Source organism: Kordiimonas sediminis (genome assembly GCF_014656395.1).
Lineage (GTDB): Bacteria > Pseudomonadota > Alphaproteobacteria > Sphingomonadales > Kordiimonadaceae > Kordiimonas_A > Kordiimonas_A sediminis.
Genome location: NZ_BNCI01000001.1, coordinates 165,912 through 182,691 on the forward strand (window position 1 = coordinate 165,912; position 16,780 = coordinate 182,691).

Here is a 16,780-nt window from a genome sequence, read left to right on the forward strand (position 1 = left end):
TTCTCCCCGGTCAAAGATACTACATGGTATGTGTACGTACCCGAGTGCAACCGGATTTGGAAATGAAAACTATTCCTGCCGAAAATGCACCCGCTATAAATTTTGTCAGAAAGTAAGATTATAATGACTTTTAACACGCCCAACCCTGATGTTTACGATTTCCTGATGAACCGAAGATCGGTGAAAACACAGCAGATGGACGGCCCACCCGTTGACAAAGAAGATCTGACGAAAATTCTTGCTGCAGCGGCCCGCGTGCCGGACCACGGCAAACTGGCACCGTGGCGTTTCATCATCCTTGAAGGCGCAGACCAAGTCGCGTTCGGCCAGTTAATATCAAAGGCACTCCTCGAAGAAAATGAATGCAGCGAGAAAGTGGCCACCAAAATGCAAGGATATGCAACACAGGCACCTACGTTGATCGTTGCTGTCTCCAGCCCATCTGATGCACGCCCTATCCCCGAATGGGAACAGATATTATCCGCGGGCGCCGCCTGTCAGAATTTACTGATTGCCGCAACGGCGCTTGGATACGCTGGCCAGTGGTTAACTGGCTGGGCAAGCTACAGCGACACTGTAAAAAAAGGGCTGGGTCTGTCTGGGAAAGAAAAGATCGCGGGCTTCCTGTTTCTTGGAACAGCTAACGCAGTCCCCAGTGAACGTCCCCGTCCTGATCTGGCCGATATTGTCCAAGTCGGCATGCCAGCGGCGGCAAAGTCAGATTAATGCCCATAGCGCCGTCATATAGCCCCCAGTCCGCCTTTCTAAAGCTGGGCGAAGGATTTGCCGATCCCGTCACTGCCGCAAATTTTCCGAAGCATATCCTGCGCTTTAGAAATGACCGGGCAGCCCAAAGTGTTGGTCTTGATACCCTGACAGACGACGAATGGATTACATATTTCGGGCGGTTTCATCCTTTGCCGGATGCAATGGAGACACCGCTGGCGCAGCGGTATCATGGCCACCAGTTTCGCTCCTATAATCCAGACATTGGCGATGGACGCGGATTTTTGTTCGCACAGTTGCAGGACAATCACGGCCGCCTGATGGACCTGGGCACAAAAGGTAGCGGCCAGACACCGTACAGTCGGTTCGGCGATGGTCGCCTGACGCTTAAAGGCGGTGTGCGGGAAATCCTGGCAACAGAGCTTTTGGAGGCACTCGGAGCCAACACATCGAAAACATTCTCTATCATTGAAACCGGGGAACAGCTTGAACGCAATGATGAACCGTCCCCAACACGATCTGCCGTTATGGTCCGTTTGACACACGGTAATATTCGTATTGGCACCTTTCAGCGGCATGCGTATTTTTCTGACCAAGAACGAGTCCACAAGCTAACCCAATATTGTTTGGAGACATACTTCGCCCACTCCCTAAGCGGTAAACGGGAAGATGATGCGATTGCCTTCCTGTCACTTGTCGCTGAAAAAGTTGCTGAAAACGCAGCGCACCTTATGGCGGCCGGGTTTGTGCACGGGGTCCTTAATACGGACAACATCAACATCACCGGTGAAATATTTGATTTTGGCCCGTGGCGGTTCTTGCCTGAAATGGACTTGGGGTTCACCGCTGCGTATTTTGACCACAGTGGGCTGTATAGCTTTGGCCGTCAGGCAGACGCGATGCACTGGAACATCTACCAGCTAGGCGGGGCGCTGACAGAAATCGCCCCGGAAGAAGAACTGAAAAAAGTGCTGGAGACTTTTCCCAAACTCTATCTGACGGCACTGCGGACAGCACTATTAAACAGGATAGGTGTCAAACCAAAAGGCGACAAAGAGGACGACGAAGCCTTATCCCTGATCAATCACTTTATGATTAATAATAAAGTAGCCTACGAACAGTTTTTCTTTGACTGGTATGGCGGTCAGGCTGCGTCCTCGCACCTTGAACAAAGCGCAAGCCCACTTATCGCCCTATACCAGGAAGACCGTAATACAGATCTGGTTGCATGTCTCCGGTCCTATAGCCCGATCAAAAAGGGGATTAGAGACACAGCCTATTTTCTAAATGGTAGCCCCTGCACCCTATTGATTGATGAGGTTGAAAGCCTCTGGTCTGCCATTGCTGACAGGGATGACTGGACGCCGTTATACACTAAAATTGACGCCATCCGCACCATGGGCGCGGCGCTGGCACCGCTCTCCTGAAACTGCAAACGCCCGGCATCACAGAATACCGGGCGTTCAAAGAACAGACGATGGATCAACCTTAGTCCTGTGTAAGACGTTTCAGCCCTTCGCGAGCAATTGCCTTAACACGGCGGGGTTTACCCGACAGTACCATCGCGAATGAATTATCGCGACCATCCAGTATTTCCTGATAAATGGCTGCTGCCTGCTCACTGCGGCCCGTAGTACCGTAGAGGAACGCCAGATTTAATTTGGCATACACACTGTCCTGATCATCCAGTGAAGACTGCAGCAATTCAGCTTCTGCAGATGCCCAATCACCACTTTTCAAAGCCTCAGAAGCGGCATCAACGGGACGAACTTCATCAGCAAAATCGAAGGCAACATCCTGTGCTGTAACGCCTGCAGTCATAGTTACTGCCGTCAGCAACCCAATAATCTGTTTTTTCATATTCCCACTCCTACTCGCTAAAGGTTCGTAACATATCTCTGATAACTATAGTTACTAATATTGTTATTTATGTCAAATATGCGTCAGGAATGACCCTAATTTTATTACGAATATCATTAATTAGGGAAATTCCTATCCCTTTGTTTTACCTATGTTTTTTATTTTCTTTACGTGTTTGTTACAGGATTTTTACATGAATATTATTTTTTTATGACATCGGAAATTACAAATTTTTGCCCTAAAAACAGGCAGTTCGTAACATTTCTGTCGCATAAAGCTGCTTTAGTTCTGACACAAAAATGATCGAGTCTGCCTACGGCGTTCACTGCCTGACAGGCCAATACATGAACAGGGCTTTCGCTGTGCACGACTATAAAGCATTCATCTACCCCCGCGCATATCGGGATCAGCATATCGCCAAAATGATATTTTGCAGTGTAATCTTGCTAGCCCTACTAGCGTCGGCAGGCACCTATCCTGCCAATGCCGCTACAGCGAAAAACAGGGTTGCTGCTCCAAATCTGGGACATGCCCCCATCACGCAGGCTCCAATGCTTTTCACGGACGCTTCAGACGAGGCACCTCGTGCAACTGCACGCAGTTTTGTCCTGTCAGCGGGTCTATACCGCGGGATGAGCTTGATGATTCTGGATGATTTAAAAGTACATCCGGCTATCACAAATTATGTCAGCAGACACGGCATGAACCGTGTGCAGCCAATCGTTGTCCAACATATTAAAAGAGCCGTTGCTGCCCATACCTTTGAATGGGCTGACATGCTGGCCGACCTCCTTGCTGAAGAATTCTCCACTGAGGAATTGCGGTCCATTCGGGACCAGCAAACGGCCTCCCCCTATTTCGGCGCATTCGTCGCAAAACAGTCCGCACTGCAAACCCGCATCAGGGAACGCGGACAATCCATATTGCAGACCGCTACAGACGAAGTGCTTGCCGACGTAAGCGCCAGCTTTAGCAGCGTTTCTAATGCCCAGACCAGCCGGAGCGCGCTATCTGATTAGTGAGCAAGCGTCCGTACCCGCGCATCAGAATAACCGACACTAGTTTCAGCACTGCGGGTGCAACAGCATACAGCCCCAGTAACATGGCACTGTTTACTGATTGAACTTCATCAGGCGAGGCCCCCACAAACTCCATATCAAGCAAAGGGAAAGCAATTCCCACCGCCAGTGCCAATGTCAGTTTTGATGTAACACCCCAAACAGCAAAATACAGACCCGTACGACGTTTGCCCCGCTTCTGGGCATCCAGTTCGACCAGATCCGCCAACATAGAAGCAGGAAGTGCCAAGTCTGCGCCGGCCATCAACCCGGTCACCAGTGTAATCCCGACGAAAAGGGGCAATCCCAGTGTTGGTACAAATATGGTCAGTAAAAATACAGATGCCGCTACTATCATCCCCACCGACCAACAGGCTTCCTTAGGCCAATATTTTGTCAGCCGCACCCACAAAGGCACGCTAATCGCCGCGACAAGGAAATACAGCACCAGAAGCGGGCCAGCCATCTCCGGCCTTTTTAAAATATGCGCGGCAAACAAGATAAACACCGTCGCAGGAAAGGCATTTGCTGTGCCGTTCACCAACTGACTGATAATCAGAACATTAAACGCTGACCCCCGTCTAAATAGGGATTTCACATCGTCAAACCCAATCACCGCACCTGAATGCGCAGGAACAGTCCCAGGCAGGTTTCTAAGAAGAAGAAGGGCGACAATGAAAATAACGGCCGCCAACAGAATGTTGAAACGAATAACCTGTTCAAGCGGCGGCGCACCCCACAACAGGACAGGGATTGTCAAGGCCGCCACCGTCCCAGCCAGTCCAAAAACCACCCGCGATGCGGCAAAAACGCTGTGACCGTGATATGTGTCATCAATCTCGGCACCAAGCGCATAGTATGGTACCAGCATAACAGTGCCGCACACATACCAGAGCGTGCCCCAGAAAAACACGCCAACTGCCCCATAGTTTCCGTCCACCAGCATCCAGAACGACAGCAAGAAACCCGGCAGGCCGAATAAAATCCATAGTCTTCGGTCTCTGAAACGGCCAGAGGCGCGATCCAGCAGATATCCCACCACCGGGTCCGTGAAAGTATCAATCAACCGCGCCAGTAAAAAGACACTGCCGACAGCGGTCAGTGACAATATGCCCAAAGAAGCCAGATAAGACGGCATATAGACCTGCATCACCAAAAGGGAGATTGCAGCAGGGAAGGAAAAAACACCGTAATTGATTGCCAGTTTCATGCCGCTGTTCCGAGACTAATTGTTTTTACTAAAGTATTTCTACGAAACCCATGGTACCTTAGATCTGGAACACCTTTTAATCCGTACAATGTGTAGCGACTAACAAGGAGTGTTTCATAGTGTTGGCCTTACTTGCATCAACCTGTATCCTAACAGCCTCGACGGCCCCTACGCCGAAGCAGATAACAAATGATTGGGCGCTTGAAACGTACGGCCCCAAAATGGAGTTTCAGGTTCACCGGGACGGCAAAAAAATCGGCTCGCATCAAGTTACTTTTTCCGAGACGGAACAAGGGCATTTACAAGTGGAAGCCGAAACACGTCTGCGCGTGAAGTTTCTTTTCCTCACCGCTTATAAATTTGACTATAAAACAAAGTCAATTTGGCAGGATAGCACTCTCAAGCGTCTTGATGCCCGAACCCGGGACGGAGGCGATGTTACTGAATTTTCGGCAAACTTTGACATGTCTTCGGTTACAATCCAGATGGATGACAAACAGAAAACGCACGATATACAGAGCCCCCTTTTCCCGACAAACCACTGGAACCCTTCAGTCCTGGACCGGACAAGTGTTTTCAACACGATCACCGGACGGGTCAATGACATAGAAATCATTCCGCGGGACTGGGAAACAATTGATACGCCAAACGGTCCGATAAAGGCCAGACGCTATGATTATGCCGGCGACCTTCAGGATGTTTCCAGTTGGTATGATGAAAAAGGGCGCTGGGTTGGCCTAAGATTTAAGGGCCGTGACGGGTCCACCATTTCCTATGAATGTGTACAGTGCGGAGTTAGTGGATGACAGCCACCCACCAAAAGCCATGGGTGACTGCCTGGATTATCGGCGGCAGCAGTGGTCTTGGCGCAGAAACGGCCCGGCAATTAGCTACACAAGGATGTCGAACATATGTATCAGCACGTTCCGTTGGTGCGCTCACGGATTTATGCAAGGAAAATACAAACCTTGTGCCGCTGCCACTGGACATAACGGATAGGGCTGCCTGTAAAATTGCAGCCGATACCGTAGTGGCGGAGCTTGGGCACCTGCCAGACCTGATTATTCTAAACGCAGCAGTGTACACCCCGATGGGCGTGAAAGATTTCAGTGCTACCGCGATACAGACCATGGTGGATGTCAACTATATGGGGATCGTTCATATGTTTGATGCCCTGTTGCCTTTCAGAACGCAGAAACAGCGAACCGTTATTGCCTCGGTCACGTCCCCTAGCGGTTGGCGCGGCCTGCCAGGCGGTGTTGGTTATGCTCCGACCAAGGCAGCGCTGATAAATCTAGTCGAAGGGCTACGATGCGAACTGATCGACACCTCCCTGGATCTGCGGATAGTCAATCCCGGTTTCATTCGTACGCGTCTGACCGAAAAAAATAGTTTCTCCATGCCGCAACTGATGGAGCCTGCAGATGCAGCGCAGCGCATGTTGAAAGGTTTGTCTGGCGCCTCCTTCGAGACAGCTTTCCCGCGTCCTTTTGTGTCAGTACTGCGGCTCCTTAGCCGGCTGCCCTACTGGCTGTACTTTCGTCTTATGAAACAGAATCCAGACACATAAAAAGCTGCCCTAAGAGGCAGCTTTTGTAATCTTTATTCCACCAGAAAAACTATCCGATATCAGGGTTTGTAAAAACTGAGCGTAACACTGCCCACATTAAACCCCCATTTGGTCACATGTGCCCGGTTCAAAAGAACACCGTCTTCCTGCAGGAACATCCAATCATCGAACTTCAGCTTATAGCTGGTGTCATCCACAGGGAGATCAAAAACATATACCCAGTTAAACGCATTGCCGGACGCTTCGCCGCGGGCTATGCCAACTACACCGTCTGCTGACCCTTCATACGTACCGTCAGGCAATTTCCGGATTTTCCAGATACGTTTATCAACGCTGCCGTCCTTATAGAAAAAGTCTTCATCAAGCGTCAGGACGTTATCTTCGTATGTTCCGTTGATAACGACTTTGAATTGGCTTTTAACCTCCCCTGATCTGTTCTCAAAAACGCCATAAGCAATCGTTTCGCCAACGAAATATTCTTCGATTAACAGTGTTGGGGTCTGGTTGGTAAAATCACTAACTTTCATCGTACTGCATCCTGCGATAACAAAAGCAAAAAGCATCATTAAAATAGATCTGATCATTCATACGGCTCCTTTTCTGTGCACATTGTGGCTGCCGACAGTGCTCAGTCCTGATGACGCAAGCTAAACTGAACAACATCAATCGTGCCCGCATCAAATCCTGCTTCGCAATATTCAAGGTAATAGAGCCACATCCGGTAAAAACGGTCGTCAAATCCTTGCTGCTGCAAGCGTGGCCAGGACGTGATAAAACTCTCCCGCCACCGCCGTAATGTTTCGGCATAATCCGGACCAAAGGCAAAGCAGTCTGTTACCGTCAGACCCGCAGCATTTGCATGCTCTCTAAAAGCCTCTTTGCTGGGCAACATGCCGCCAGGAAAAATATATTTCTGGATAAAATCGACCTTGTCCCGGTATTTCAGAAAACGGTCATGATCAATCGTAATCACCTGAATGGAAGCTCTGCCGTTCTCAGCCAATCTTTCTTTCAATGTCTCGAAATATGTCGGCCAGTGGTTCTCTCCAACCGCCTCAAACATTTCAATGGAAACAATCTTGTCAAACTTCCCTTGTGTATCCCGGTAATCTTCAAACACCAGATCTGCTGACGGTTCGTTTTCCAGACGTTTTTGCGCGTATGCAAGCTGTTCGCGTGAAATGGTTATCCCTTTGTATTCGGCACCGTACCTACTGACCACATGCTCGGCAAACCCGCCCCAGCCGCAACCAATTTCCAAAACCCGGTCACCTGACTGGATATCTATCGCATCACAAATGCGGGCATACTTGGCATGCTGGGACTGTTCCAGACAGGTCGTCTTAGAAAAGTCACCCGATGAATAGCTCATCGTCGGATCAAGCCATTCCCGGTAAAAGTCATTACCAAGATCATAATGATAGGAGATGTTTTTCCGCGATCCACTGCGATTATTATTATTCAGAAATTTATGCGTGAAGCGGTTCCATAGCCCTGTTAGCCATGTTGCGGAAGGCGTATTTACAACAGCCTCTTCATTGGCCAGATACCAGGAAAACAAGTTGCCCGGGCTATCAATATTAAGATCTCCGCTGATAAAGGCATCCGCAAATCCCAACTCACCACTAGTCAAATACTTCCAGACTGCCCGCCAGTTGCAAATCTCGAGAGTGACCTTCGAGCCCGGATACATGCCGCGGTGGACTATTGGTGCCCTGCCTTTTACCACGACTGTAATTTCCCCAACTTGGGCATTCTTGAATAGCGCCTTAATATGGCGCGCCAGAAAGCCATTCTGCACTTGTTCACTTCTTGATCTCAGATAGTCGCTACCAACATCAATCACAGGATCAGAGAGAGTTTCAGGGTTCTTCATGCGGCGTCCTCCTGGTGCAACAATGTGGATTTTCGAGAAAGGGGTGGTGTCGTCTCTGATGACTGATAGTCATGCTTCTGACGGTGCGGAAATACTGTTATCCTCTTGACCCAAAGGCGGGCGGCTTCAAACAATATTCCTGCGAAAACTTTCAAGGTCATCAACGGCATCTGCGCACATAGTGTCGCAAGGTTCCTGTCAGTCAGAGAACATCTTTCGCCACAAAATGTAGCCGTCAAAAGCCGTGTACCCGTTTTCGAATAGTTGATGGCGACAGATAACTTCTCATCCGGTTCTGTCAGATTAAACCTGTACTGCCCGTCCATTTCAAAGAAGGGACTGACGTGAAAGACTTTTTCTGCGAAATGACTATCCGTCATACTGGCACCTTCCCGAAGCACATGAATATAGTTATGCCGCTCACCAAAAGTGTTACTGACTTCGTAGATCACGAAAAGGGGTTTACCGTCTGCACCGCAACAGTAAAAAACAGAAAGCGGGTTAAAAACATAGCCCAGTATGCGCGGATAGGTCAGCAGATAGACTTTCCGGACCGCTGCAGTGTCATGTCCTTCCCGGGACAGCATATCCAACATGCGCTGTTTCAGCGGCAGAGCGTCCGAGCTATCCCTGTCGCCGTGATCTTTTTCATAAAAACTGACAATATTAAAACGGTTCACGGAAAACAAGTTTAGCCCGCGGGCTGTCTCTGCCACCGTATCCAGATCTAGGAACAGGTTAAACACACGGTAAGTAAAGGCATGCACCTTCGGTCTATACCGTTTATGGAACACAGTTCCTGTATAGAGCCCGCTACCGGTCATACCGCTTCTGCCTTTACTGAGTGCAGGGGAGCCTGCGCAGTATTTTCAGCATCCAGCATAAGAATACGATTATTCATATCCGGGGTAATCCACGGCCTGCTGATATCGCCCATCTGTTCAGCAGCATGAAGCCCACTTTGAAGACCATCTTCGTGGAAGCCATACCCGAAATGAGCGCCTGCATACCAAATATTACGGTGTCCCATCAGTTCGCCCAGACGTAGCTGCGCTTCCAGTGTTTTCATATCAAAAATTGGATGCTCATAATCAGTGGTATAATGCACAAGCGCCGGATCTGGTTCGCTGGCCGGGTTTAAAGTGACAAACATCGGCTTATCTGTATCAAGCGGTTGCAGGCGGTTCATCCAGTAGGTTACAGACAGGCTGGACTGATCCTCATCTTTGCCGTGCAAATAATTCCAACTGGACCACGCTTTCCGCCGTTTAGGCATAAACTGCGTATCGCTGTGCAGAACTGCCTGATTGGGTGCATAGGAAAAGCTGCTTAAGATTTCTGTTTCCAGCGGGTCAGCATCCTCAAGAAGACGCAGGGCTGTGTTTGCATGTGTGGCAATCAGAATACGGTCATACTGCTGCACGTCATTGCCTGCGAAAACCAGCACACCGCTCTCTGTACGAATGATGCGGTTAACCGCAGTACTGGTCAGATACTGTGCGCCAGAATGCTCCTTCACTGCGTTTACGTAGGTACGACTCCCCCCGGGAACCGTGTACCACTGCGGGCGGTCAGACACCTGCAATAAGCCGTGATTTTGGCAAAACCGCAGAAAACTTTTCAGTGGGAAATCACCAACCTTTTCAGACGGCGTCGACCATACGGCAGCTGCCATCGGGAGGATATGATCACGCAGGAATGTCTCGTCATAGTTATGCTCGCGCAAATAATCCCGCAGACTAATCATACCAACCTGTTCAGGAGCAAGGCCATTTGTTGCCTTGTAAAAGCGCAACAGCTCCTTCAGCATCCGCCAGAACCGTGGCCGTAAAATATTACCCGGCTGGGCAAAAAGCTCGGAGAGCTTGTCACTGCCTGCATATTCAAAGCCGCCTCCGTCCATAGATACACCGAACGACATATCTGTTGCGTGAAGCGTGACACCTACGGCCTTCATCAGGGCTAGGAAGTTAGGATAATTACGGTCGTTACAGACAATAAATCCGGTATCAACAGGGATGGTTTTCCCGTCGTCTAATACATCTACGGTATTTGCATGCCCACCAAGATTGGGGCCTGCCTCATATACGGTAACGTTATGCTTCTGGGACAGTAACCAACTGGCCCCCATGCCAGAAATACCAGCACCGATAACTGCGATACGAAGAGGCGGTTGTGATAAATCCATGGAAAGAAGCCTTTGTAATTTCAATGATCTTCTTACGCCAAAGTGAGATCATTGGATTACAGCCATCCATCAGATTATGTGTTTTATCACAGCGCGCTGCAATTTACCGCATGGTGCCTATCTGCACATACCCCCACACTAACAGAAATAAGGCAATGTAGATGATGTCTAAGACTTACTCGGCATCAAAGGCCGCGATGGCCTGTGCGACAGCTACCAGTCTTTTTGCCTCTGCAACATGTAGATCCTCAATCATCTTTCCCTGATATGCCGCTACACCCTTCCCTGCTGCGAAGGCTTCCTCATAGGCTGCAATGATGGCATGTGCCTCTTCGACCTCTTCCTCTGCCGGGCTGAACACCCTATTTGCCGGTGCGATTTGGGCAGGATGCACCAGCGATTTACCATCAAAGCCCATTGTCAGTGCCTGTCTCGCTTCTGCGATGAAGCCCTCTTCATCCTTGATCGCATTATAGACAGCATCAAGAATTACAAGGCCGTGTGCCCGCGCGGCCAACAGCGCGAGCGTTAGGGCTGGCAGGATATTACTACGGTCAGGGATATGGCGCGCCCGCATATCCTTAATCAAATCATTACTGCCGATAATCATCCCTTTAAGACGCCCACCCGCACCAGCAATAGAGGCTGCGTTTAAAAAGGCAGCCGGTGTTTCCATCATGATCCAAAGCTGAAAAGTCTCCGGAGCGCCTGCCGCGTCCATCTGATCTTCGATCAGATTGACATCATCAATGCAATTGACTTTGGGCACCACAATTCCGTCTGCTTCGCTGCAGGCAATTGCACTTATGTCTGCCTGTCCCCACGGCGTATCAAGGCCGTTCGCCCGGATCAGAACAGATTTTCTGCCGTAGGCACCACTGTTTGCCGCCTCTACTGCCTGTTCGCGTGCGGCGGCTTTCGCATCGGGCCGAACTGCATCTTCCAGATCAAATATATACCCATCTGCCGGCAGTGACTTTGCCTTTTCAAGCGCACGATCATTTGATGCAGGCATATAGAGAAAACTGCGACAGGGCTGACTATCAGACATACAGAGTACTCTTACTTTTTCCTGGCAGAGCGCGGGGCCCGCTTTCCCATGATGAAATTGAAATCTTTGCGGTGGAACCGAAAATACAGCAAAACAAACCCCGAAATTACGAAGAATAATGCGGCAAATGCAGTGGTATACAGCAAGGGATTATTAAAATCGTCCCGCGTATCATAATCCATTATGTGCAACATCCACATAAAGTCATAAAACCGCCAAAGGTCTGTTCGGGTTGAAAGAAGCTGACCTGTTTCCGGATGGATATAAAGACTGGTATTCTGGCTATCAGAAAAATCAGCACGCCAGACAGGCAGGCTTCCCCTGTATTCCACTTCGGTCTCTTCCAAAAACTCCACAGAAGCAAGCGGCCCGTCCCCAACATAAAAGCCACTTGCAATCGCCCTGATCTCGTCTGCACCCAGCTGAGGCAGTGCGTGCCCGGTGGCAGCATCAAAATATACGACCTTGCCATCAGTTAGCGTAACCTTGAAAACCGGCTGCCCCATCAATTGATCCAGTGCAATCGATGTTGTTTCCTCTGCATACTCTGCAAGCTCTGCTTTAAGGGAGGGCAAACTATAATCCGCCACATCAATCCGACCAGGCGCTTCTATGCTAACGAGATGATCGCCGCGCACCTGGTTAATATGAAACCAGCTCATGACGAAACCACCAGATACCCAAAACAAGAGCTGAATACCAAGTATCAAGCCAATCCACTTATGGACTTTGCTCGCCAGAATATGAAACTTTTGCTTACTCACGCACACTGTTCCCTGCAAAATACTGCTGCTTCTTCAGGATGCCCACTGAATACAATCGGGTTATCCTTGCGGGATAACTGATAATCGTACATAGGATCATAATAGTTTAGCAGCAAATCCCTAATCCAGTCTTTATGACTGTGATTGTCCCCTTTTTCCTGCGCTAGTAAGGCGTCTTCAAGCAGGGTTGTCAAATGTTTATAATTGACACCGCCAAGTCTGTTTTTAATACGGGCGAAGGATTGCCGCATGAAATCCCCATAAGCTGCAAGCCCGCCGTCGCCAAAGTTCTGGATATATTCTTCTGTCAGTAAAACAACATAATCCCTGTGGATACGCTCAACCCGGCTTTCAAGCGGTTCATCAAGAATAACCAGTGGCCATTCTTTCATGCGGCTGACCAGTGACAGCGGCAATGTAATACCCCCAATCCGATTGCTTTCATCTTCTACAAGAATTGGCTTATCCGGATACCCATGCCTGATCTTCAGAAGCTTTATAGCAAGCGTATTTTCAAAATTAATCTGCGTAGGCTGGCCTGAAATTCGGCGCCCGAAGCTGGAGCCGCGGTGCTGCGCCAACCCTTCAAGATCAATTGCCGTTGGAAATGGCTGCAGAAAATCGGTTTTACCCACACCTGTCCGGCCAGCAATAATGAAAAATGCCTGCCTGGTTACAATTTCATCAATACTGTCAATAAGATAACGGCGAAGAGCTTTATAGCCTCCTTTCACCAGCGGATAAGGTAATCCCGCTTCTTTCATCCACTGCTGGCTTAATTGGGACCGCAGACCGCCTCGAAAACAATATAAATACCCTTCCGGATTTTCATCGATAAAAGCCTTCCAGGCGGCAAGCCGGTTTTCCTTGACCATTCCGGTAACAAGCGAGTGCCCTAAACGGATTGCCGCTTCCTGCCCGTGTTCCTTATATTCGATGCCCACACTTTCGCGTTCATCATCCAACATCAGCGGCAGGTTAACAGCGGTCGGAAAAGCCCCTTTGGCGAACTCAACCGGTGCCCGCAAATCAATAAGCGGCACATCCTTTAAAAATAAATCAAGATAAGCTGATGTATCGGGACGTTTCACCTACACCACCTGTACAAGTGCATTATCCGATGTGTGCGGCACCAATTCACCAATTGGCTCCAAGGAGAGTCCCGCATGGGCGGCACTGGCATAAAACGCCTCAAGACCAAATGGTTCGACTGCAACGAGCAACCCGCCGCTGGTCTGAGGATCACACAGTATCTGTTTCTGCCTGTCCGTCACCGGGCCAATCTTATGACCATAACTGTCAAAGTTCCGGTTCGTTCCGCCCGGGATACAGCCCAAATCAAGATACTCTTCCACAGGCGGCAAGACAGGTACTGACGCAAAATCAAGCACGGCACCCAGCCCGCTACCTTCGCAAATCTCCGCTAAATGCCCCAATAAGCCAAATCCGGTGATGTCAGTAAGTGCCGTTACTGATGGTAGTTTTGCAAAATCAGCCCCAACACTGTTCATCTGGCACATAATATCCCGCGCCAGATTTGCATGCTCTGATTTCAGTTTTTTCTGTTTGGTTGCCGTTGTTAGAACGCCGACACCTAGCGGTTTGGTTAGAAATAGTTTTGAACCTGCCGTTGCCTTGCTGTTTTCTTTCAGGTCTGCGATCTGGACTTCACCCGTGACAGCAAGTCCGAAGATAGGCTCCGGGGCATCAATGGAATGCCCACCTGCCAGTAAAATGCCAGCCTCGGCGCACGCCTGCCGCCCGCCATCAATAACCTTTGCTGCAACTTCTGGCGCCAGCACATTCACCGGCCATCCTAAAATAGCAATCGCCATCAAGGGTTTGCCGCCCATAGCGTAAATATCGCTGATTGCATTCGTCGCTGCGATACGCCCAAAATCAAATGGATCATCAACTATGGGCATGAAAAAATCGGTTGTACTGATAACCGCGCGGCCATCCCCCATATCATACACGGCTGCATCATCCCGGGTCGCGTTACCAACGAGAAGCTTTGGATCGTCCGCCGGGACAAAAGAGGACCGAAGGATCGTATCCAGTATTTTCGGCGAAATTTTACAGCCACAGCCCGCGCCGTGGCTATATTCAGTTAATTTAATATCCATGCTATTTCCCTTCGCTTGCTATGGCTATAGCAGGACTGGAAATGCAACTCAATTGGCTAGCGCCAACCATTAGGATTCTGCGGCATCAATCGCATAGCCTTCGCTGCGGACAGTACGGAATAAATCAGGTAGTCCGTGCATATTCAAAGCCATCCGCAAGCGCCTGATGGCAACATCCACAGTACGGTCTTCCACATACACATCATGACCCCACGCCAGATCCAGAAGCTGATTACGGCTAAACACCTTACCTGGGCGCGACAGGAACACCTTCAGAAGCCTGAATTCCGTTGGCCCCAGTTTGATGATCTTGCCTGCACGGGTGACCTTTTTGCTTTCAAGGTCCATGACGATATCGGCGTATGTCAGCAAACTTTGCTGCAAATCTGGACGCGACCGGCGCATGACCGCATTAATTCGGGCAACAAGTTCGCTGGGCAGATAGGGTTTAACCACAAAGTCATCAACGCCTACTTCAAACCCGCGCAGCCTGTCGTCTTCTTCACCGCGGGCCGTCAGCATAATAACTGGCAGGCCCTTGGATTCATCGCGCGCACGCAGCCACCGCATCAATTTGATGCCCGACATTTCCGGCATCATCCAGTCCAGCACCAGCAGATCAGGCTTTTCATCCTCAATCATCTGCGTAGCTGTTTCACCATCATTCGCGACCGATACACGGAAACCGGCATCTTCCAGATTATACTTCAGGATTTCCGCCTGACCAATTTCGTCCTCGGCGATAAGAATGTGTGACGTATCTTGCATAGTCTACTCTCGTTCCATCAAAGCTCGGCAACGATGGTTGCTGACTTATCTTTACTTTCGTGATGGTTGTCGAAGGTATCGCCTTCAACGATGAAATGAATTTGCTCTGCAATATTCGTCGCATGATCACCGATACGTTCGATGTTCTTCGCGATAAACAGAAAATGCGTACAAGCTGTGATATTACGAGGGTCTTCCATCATATAGGTCAGGATTTCCCGGAACAGTGATGTATGCAGGCGGTCAACGTCTTCATCACTGTAGATAACCTGATGGGCCTTGGCGACATCGCCCTGAATGTATGCATCCAGTACTTCACGGATCATGTCTTCCACCATTTTACTCATTCGCTCAACGGAACGGGAAATGCTGGACAAGATCGGCGACTGAGAGATGGTGATCACCCTTTTGGAGATATTCTTGGCATAGTCGCCCATCCGTTCGAGATCATTTGACAAGCGGATGGTCGCAATGACCTTGCGCAGATCCGCCGCCATTGGCTGACGCAGCGCCAGAAGCTTGGTCGCCCCTTCGACGATTTCCTGCTCGCACGCATCAATGCGCTTATCAGAGGCAATTGTCTGCTTCGCTAGCTCTACATCATAATTCACAACGCTGTTTGTAGCGTCAGACAGTAGTTTTTCAACCAGTCCACCCATTTCCGCGATTGTGCGGTCAAGGTCAGCAAGCTGATCGTCATAGGCTTTTACGATATGTTCCTGTGGCATAGTTTTCTTTCACTTTTTAAAATGCGTGGCCCAAAAGCCATGAAGCATTTATTAGCCAATACGCCCGGTAATGTAGGCTTCTGTTCTTTCGTCTTGCGGGTTGGTGAACATGTCTGCCGTTGCACCGGTTTCCACCAGATACCCCAGGTGGAAGAAAGCCGTCGTGTCCGACACTCGCGCAGCCTGCTGCATGGAATGCGTCACAATAACAATCGTGTAGCGCTGCTTCAGTTCGTTCATCAATTCTTCGATCTTGGCCGTCGCAATCGGATCAAGCGCAGAACACGGCTCATCCATCAGGATCACTTCTGGCTCAATCGCAATCGCGCGGGCAATACACAGACGCTGCTGCTGGCCACCTGAAAGACCTGTACCCTGACTATCCAGACGGTCATGTACTTCATCCCACAACCCCGCGCGGCGCAGGCTTTTCTCTACGATCGCATCAAGGTCAGCCTTCGTTTTTGCCAAACCGTGGATACGCGGCCCGTAGGCGACATTTTCATAAATTGACTTCGGGAACGGATTTGCCTTCTGGAAAACCATGCCGATACGGCGTCGCAGAACTTCGACATCGACACTTTTGTCGTAAATATCCTGTCCGTCCAGAGTGATCGTTCCCTCAACCTTACAGGTTGGTATCAGATCATTCATACGGTTCAGACACCGCAGGAATGTTGTCTTACCACATCCGGATGGGCCAATCAGTGCCGTCACCTTCTGGGGCGCTATTTCCAGATCAATGCCGAACAGAGTTTGGCGGTCACCGTAGGCAACATTCACATTTTTCGCCAGAATTTTAGGCTGCACCGCAGTATCCTCCGCTTTTACAAGTTTTTCTAAAACTGTCATTCG

18 protein-coding genes are annotated in these 16,780 nt (G+C 49.6%); 5 read left to right on the forward strand and 13 right to left on the reverse strand.

Translation table 11 applies throughout. The annotated features are described in order from the left end of the window. Window positions 1-123 precede the first annotated feature (123 nt). A complete protein-coding gene (locus IE181_RS00710; RefSeq protein WP_191249647.1) occupies window positions 124-726 on the forward strand; it encodes a nitroreductase family protein in 603 nt (200 codons plus the stop codon). Beyond that, window positions 726-2,153 carry a protein adenylyltransferase SelO family protein gene (locus IE181_RS00715; protein WP_191249648.1) on the forward strand — a complete coding sequence of 476 codons (1,428 nt, stop codon included), beginning with the start codon at window positions 726-728 and terminating at the stop codon, window positions 2,151-2,153. Before IE181_RS00710 ends, IE181_RS00715 begins: the two co-directional genes overlap by 1 nt. A 61-nt stretch (window positions 2,154-2,214) precedes the next feature. On the opposite strand, the gene IE181_RS00720 is transcribed toward IE181_RS00715, so the two are convergent. Beyond that, a complete protein-coding gene (locus IE181_RS00720; RefSeq protein ID WP_191249649.1) occupies window positions 2,215-2,586 on the reverse strand; it encodes a tetratricopeptide repeat protein in 372 nt (123 codons plus the stop codon). Window positions 2,587-2,948: 362 nt separating this feature from the next. On the opposite strand from IE181_RS00720, the gene IE181_RS00725 reads away from it, so the two are divergent. Further along, window positions 2,949-3,605, forward strand: coding sequence for a hypothetical protein (locus IE181_RS00725; RefSeq protein ID WP_191249650.1), 657 nt, complete (start codon window positions 2,949-2,951; stop codon window positions 3,603-3,605). Here IE181_RS00725 and IE181_RS00730 read toward each other — a convergent pair. Next, window positions 3,568-4,854 carry an MFS transporter gene (locus tag IE181_RS00730; RefSeq protein WP_191249651.1) on the reverse strand — a complete coding sequence of 429 codons (1,287 nt, stop codon included), beginning with the start codon at window positions 4,852-4,854 and terminating at the stop codon, window positions 3,568-3,570. The genes IE181_RS00725 and IE181_RS00730 overlap by 38 nt on opposite strands. Window positions 4,855-4,973: 119 nt before the next feature. Here IE181_RS00730 and IE181_RS00735 point away from each other — a divergent pair, with 119 nt between their 5' ends. After that, window positions 4,974-5,660 (forward strand): DUF6134 family protein, encoded by a 687-nt coding sequence (locus IE181_RS00735; protein ID WP_191249652.1) that lies wholly within the window; start codon window positions 4,974-4,976, stop codon window positions 5,658-5,660. Next, window positions 5,657-6,424, forward strand: coding sequence for an SDR family NAD(P)-dependent oxidoreductase (locus IE181_RS00740; protein ID WP_191249653.1), 768 nt, complete (start codon window positions 5,657-5,659; stop codon window positions 6,422-6,424). The genes IE181_RS00735 and IE181_RS00740 overlap by 4 nt, the downstream gene beginning before the upstream one ends. Window positions 6,425-6,483: 59 nt before the next feature. Here the strand turns inward: IE181_RS00740 and IE181_RS00745 are convergent, their stop codons facing one another. The 11 genes from IE181_RS00745 to pstB all read right to left on the reverse strand — a co-directional run bounded on the left by IE181_RS00745 (window position 6,484) and on the right by pstB (window position 16,777). Continuing rightward, the gene (locus IE181_RS00745; protein WP_229819037.1) at window positions 6,484-7,008 is read right to left on the reverse strand and encodes a DUF3833 domain-containing protein; all 525 of its coding nucleotides are present in this window, start codon (window positions 7,006-7,008) and stop codon (window positions 6,484-6,486) included. Window positions 7,009-7,052: 44 nt separating this feature from the next. Continuing rightward, window positions 7,053-8,300: an SAM-dependent methyltransferase gene (locus tag IE181_RS00750; RefSeq protein ID WP_191249654.1), complete on the reverse strand. Its 1,248-nt coding sequence runs from the start codon at window positions 8,298-8,300 to the stop codon at window positions 7,053-7,055. Continuing rightward, the gene (locus IE181_RS00755; RefSeq protein ID WP_191249655.1) at window positions 8,297-9,124 is read right to left on the reverse strand and encodes a DUF1365 domain-containing protein; all 828 of its coding nucleotides are present in this window, start codon (window positions 9,122-9,124) and stop codon (window positions 8,297-8,299) included. The genes IE181_RS00750 and IE181_RS00755 overlap by 4 nt, the downstream gene beginning before the upstream one ends. Continuing rightward, on the reverse strand, window positions 9,121-10,488 hold the full coding sequence (locus IE181_RS00760; protein ID WP_191249656.1) for an NAD(P)/FAD-dependent oxidoreductase: 1,368 nt from the start codon (window positions 10,486-10,488) through the stop codon (window positions 9,121-9,123). Before IE181_RS00760 ends, IE181_RS00755 begins: the two co-directional genes overlap by 4 nt. A gap of 175 nt (window positions 10,489-10,663) precedes the next feature. Next, window positions 10,664-11,539 carry an HpcH/HpaI aldolase/citrate lyase family protein gene (locus tag IE181_RS00765; protein ID WP_191249657.1) on the reverse strand — a complete coding sequence of 292 codons (876 nt, stop codon included), beginning with the start codon at window positions 11,537-11,539 and terminating at the stop codon, window positions 10,664-10,666. Between the two features lie 11 nt (window positions 11,540-11,550). Further along, window positions 11,551-12,303 (reverse strand): PepSY domain-containing protein, encoded by a 753-nt coding sequence (locus tag IE181_RS00770; protein WP_191249658.1) that lies wholly within the window; start codon window positions 12,301-12,303, stop codon window positions 11,551-11,553. Beyond that, window positions 12,300-13,394: a tRNA 2-selenouridine(34) synthase MnmH gene (mnmH, locus tag IE181_RS00775; RefSeq protein ID WP_191249659.1), complete on the reverse strand. Its 1,095-nt coding sequence runs from the start codon at window positions 13,392-13,394 to the stop codon at window positions 12,300-12,302. Before mnmH ends, IE181_RS00770 begins: the two co-directional genes overlap by 4 nt. After that, a complete protein-coding gene (selD, locus tag IE181_RS00780) occupies window positions 13,395-14,429 on the reverse strand; it encodes a selenide, water dikinase SelD (protein WP_191249660.1) in 1,035 nt (344 codons plus the stop codon). A gap of 69 nt (window positions 14,430-14,498) precedes the next feature. Further along, window positions 14,499-15,197: a phosphate regulon transcriptional regulator PhoB gene (gene phoB / locus IE181_RS00785; protein WP_191249661.1), complete on the reverse strand. Its 699-nt coding sequence runs from the start codon at window positions 15,195-15,197 to the stop codon at window positions 14,499-14,501. A 17-nt stretch (window positions 15,198-15,214) separates the two neighbouring features. Next, on the reverse strand, window positions 15,215-15,925 hold the full coding sequence (phoU, locus tag IE181_RS00790; RefSeq protein WP_191249662.1) for a phosphate signaling complex protein PhoU: 711 nt from the start codon (window positions 15,923-15,925) through the stop codon (window positions 15,215-15,217). Window positions 15,926-15,976: 51 nt separating this feature from the next. After that, complete coding sequence (gene pstB, locus IE181_RS00795) at window positions 15,977-16,777, reverse strand: phosphate ABC transporter ATP-binding protein PstB (RefSeq protein ID WP_373308329.1); 801 nt, start codon at window positions 16,775-16,777, stop codon at window positions 15,977-15,979. Window positions 16,778-16,780: the final 3 nt, after the last annotated feature.

Coding starts and splice junctions, on each gene's coding strand:
- IE181_RS00710 (WP_191249647.1), top strand. CDS start 124: ATGACTTTTAACACGCCCAACCCTGATGTTTACGATTTCCTGATGAAC.
- IE181_RS00715 (WP_191249648.1), top strand. CDS start 726: ATGCCCATAGCGCCGTCATATAGCCCCCAGTCCGCCTTTCTAAAGCTG.
- IE181_RS00720 (WP_191249649.1), bottom strand. CDS start 2,586: ATGAAAAAACAGATTATTGGGTTGCTGACGGCAGTAACTATGACTGCA.
- IE181_RS00730 (WP_191249651.1), bottom strand. CDS start 4,854: ATGAAACTGGCAATCAATTACGGTGTTTTTTCCTTCCCTGCTGCAATC.
- IE181_RS00740 (WP_191249653.1), top strand. CDS start 5,657: ATGACAGCCACCCACCAAAAGCCATGGGTGACTGCCTGGATTATCGGC.
- IE181_RS00745 (WP_229819037.1), bottom strand. CDS start 7,008: ATGATCAGATCTATTTTAATGATGCTTTTTGCTTTTGTTATCGCAGGA.
- IE181_RS00750 (WP_191249654.1), bottom strand. CDS start 8,300: ATGAAGAACCCTGAAACTCTCTCTGATCCTGTGATTGATGTTGGTAGC.
- IE181_RS00755 (WP_191249655.1), bottom strand. CDS start 9,124: ATGACCGGTAGCGGGCTCTATACAGGAACTGTGTTCCATAAACGGTAT.
- IE181_RS00760 (WP_191249656.1), bottom strand. CDS start 10,488: ATGGATTTATCACAACCGCCTCTTCGTATCGCAGTTATCGGTGCTGGT.
- IE181_RS00765 (WP_191249657.1), bottom strand. CDS start 11,539: ATGTCTGATAGTCAGCCCTGTCGCAGTTTTCTCTATATGCCTGCATCA.
- selD (WP_191249660.1), bottom strand. CDS start 14,429: ATGGATATTAAATTAACTGAATATAGCCACGGCGCGGGCTGTGGCTGT.
- phoB (WP_191249661.1), bottom strand. CDS start 15,197: ATGCAAGATACGTCACACATTCTTATCGCCGAGGACGAAATTGGTCAG.
- phoU (WP_191249662.1), bottom strand. CDS start 15,925: ATGCCACAGGAACATATCGTAAAAGCCTATGACGATCAGCTTGCTGAC.
- pstB (WP_373308329.1), bottom strand. CDS start 16,777: ATGACAGTTTTAGAAAAACTTGTAAAAGCGGAGGATACTGCGGTGCAG.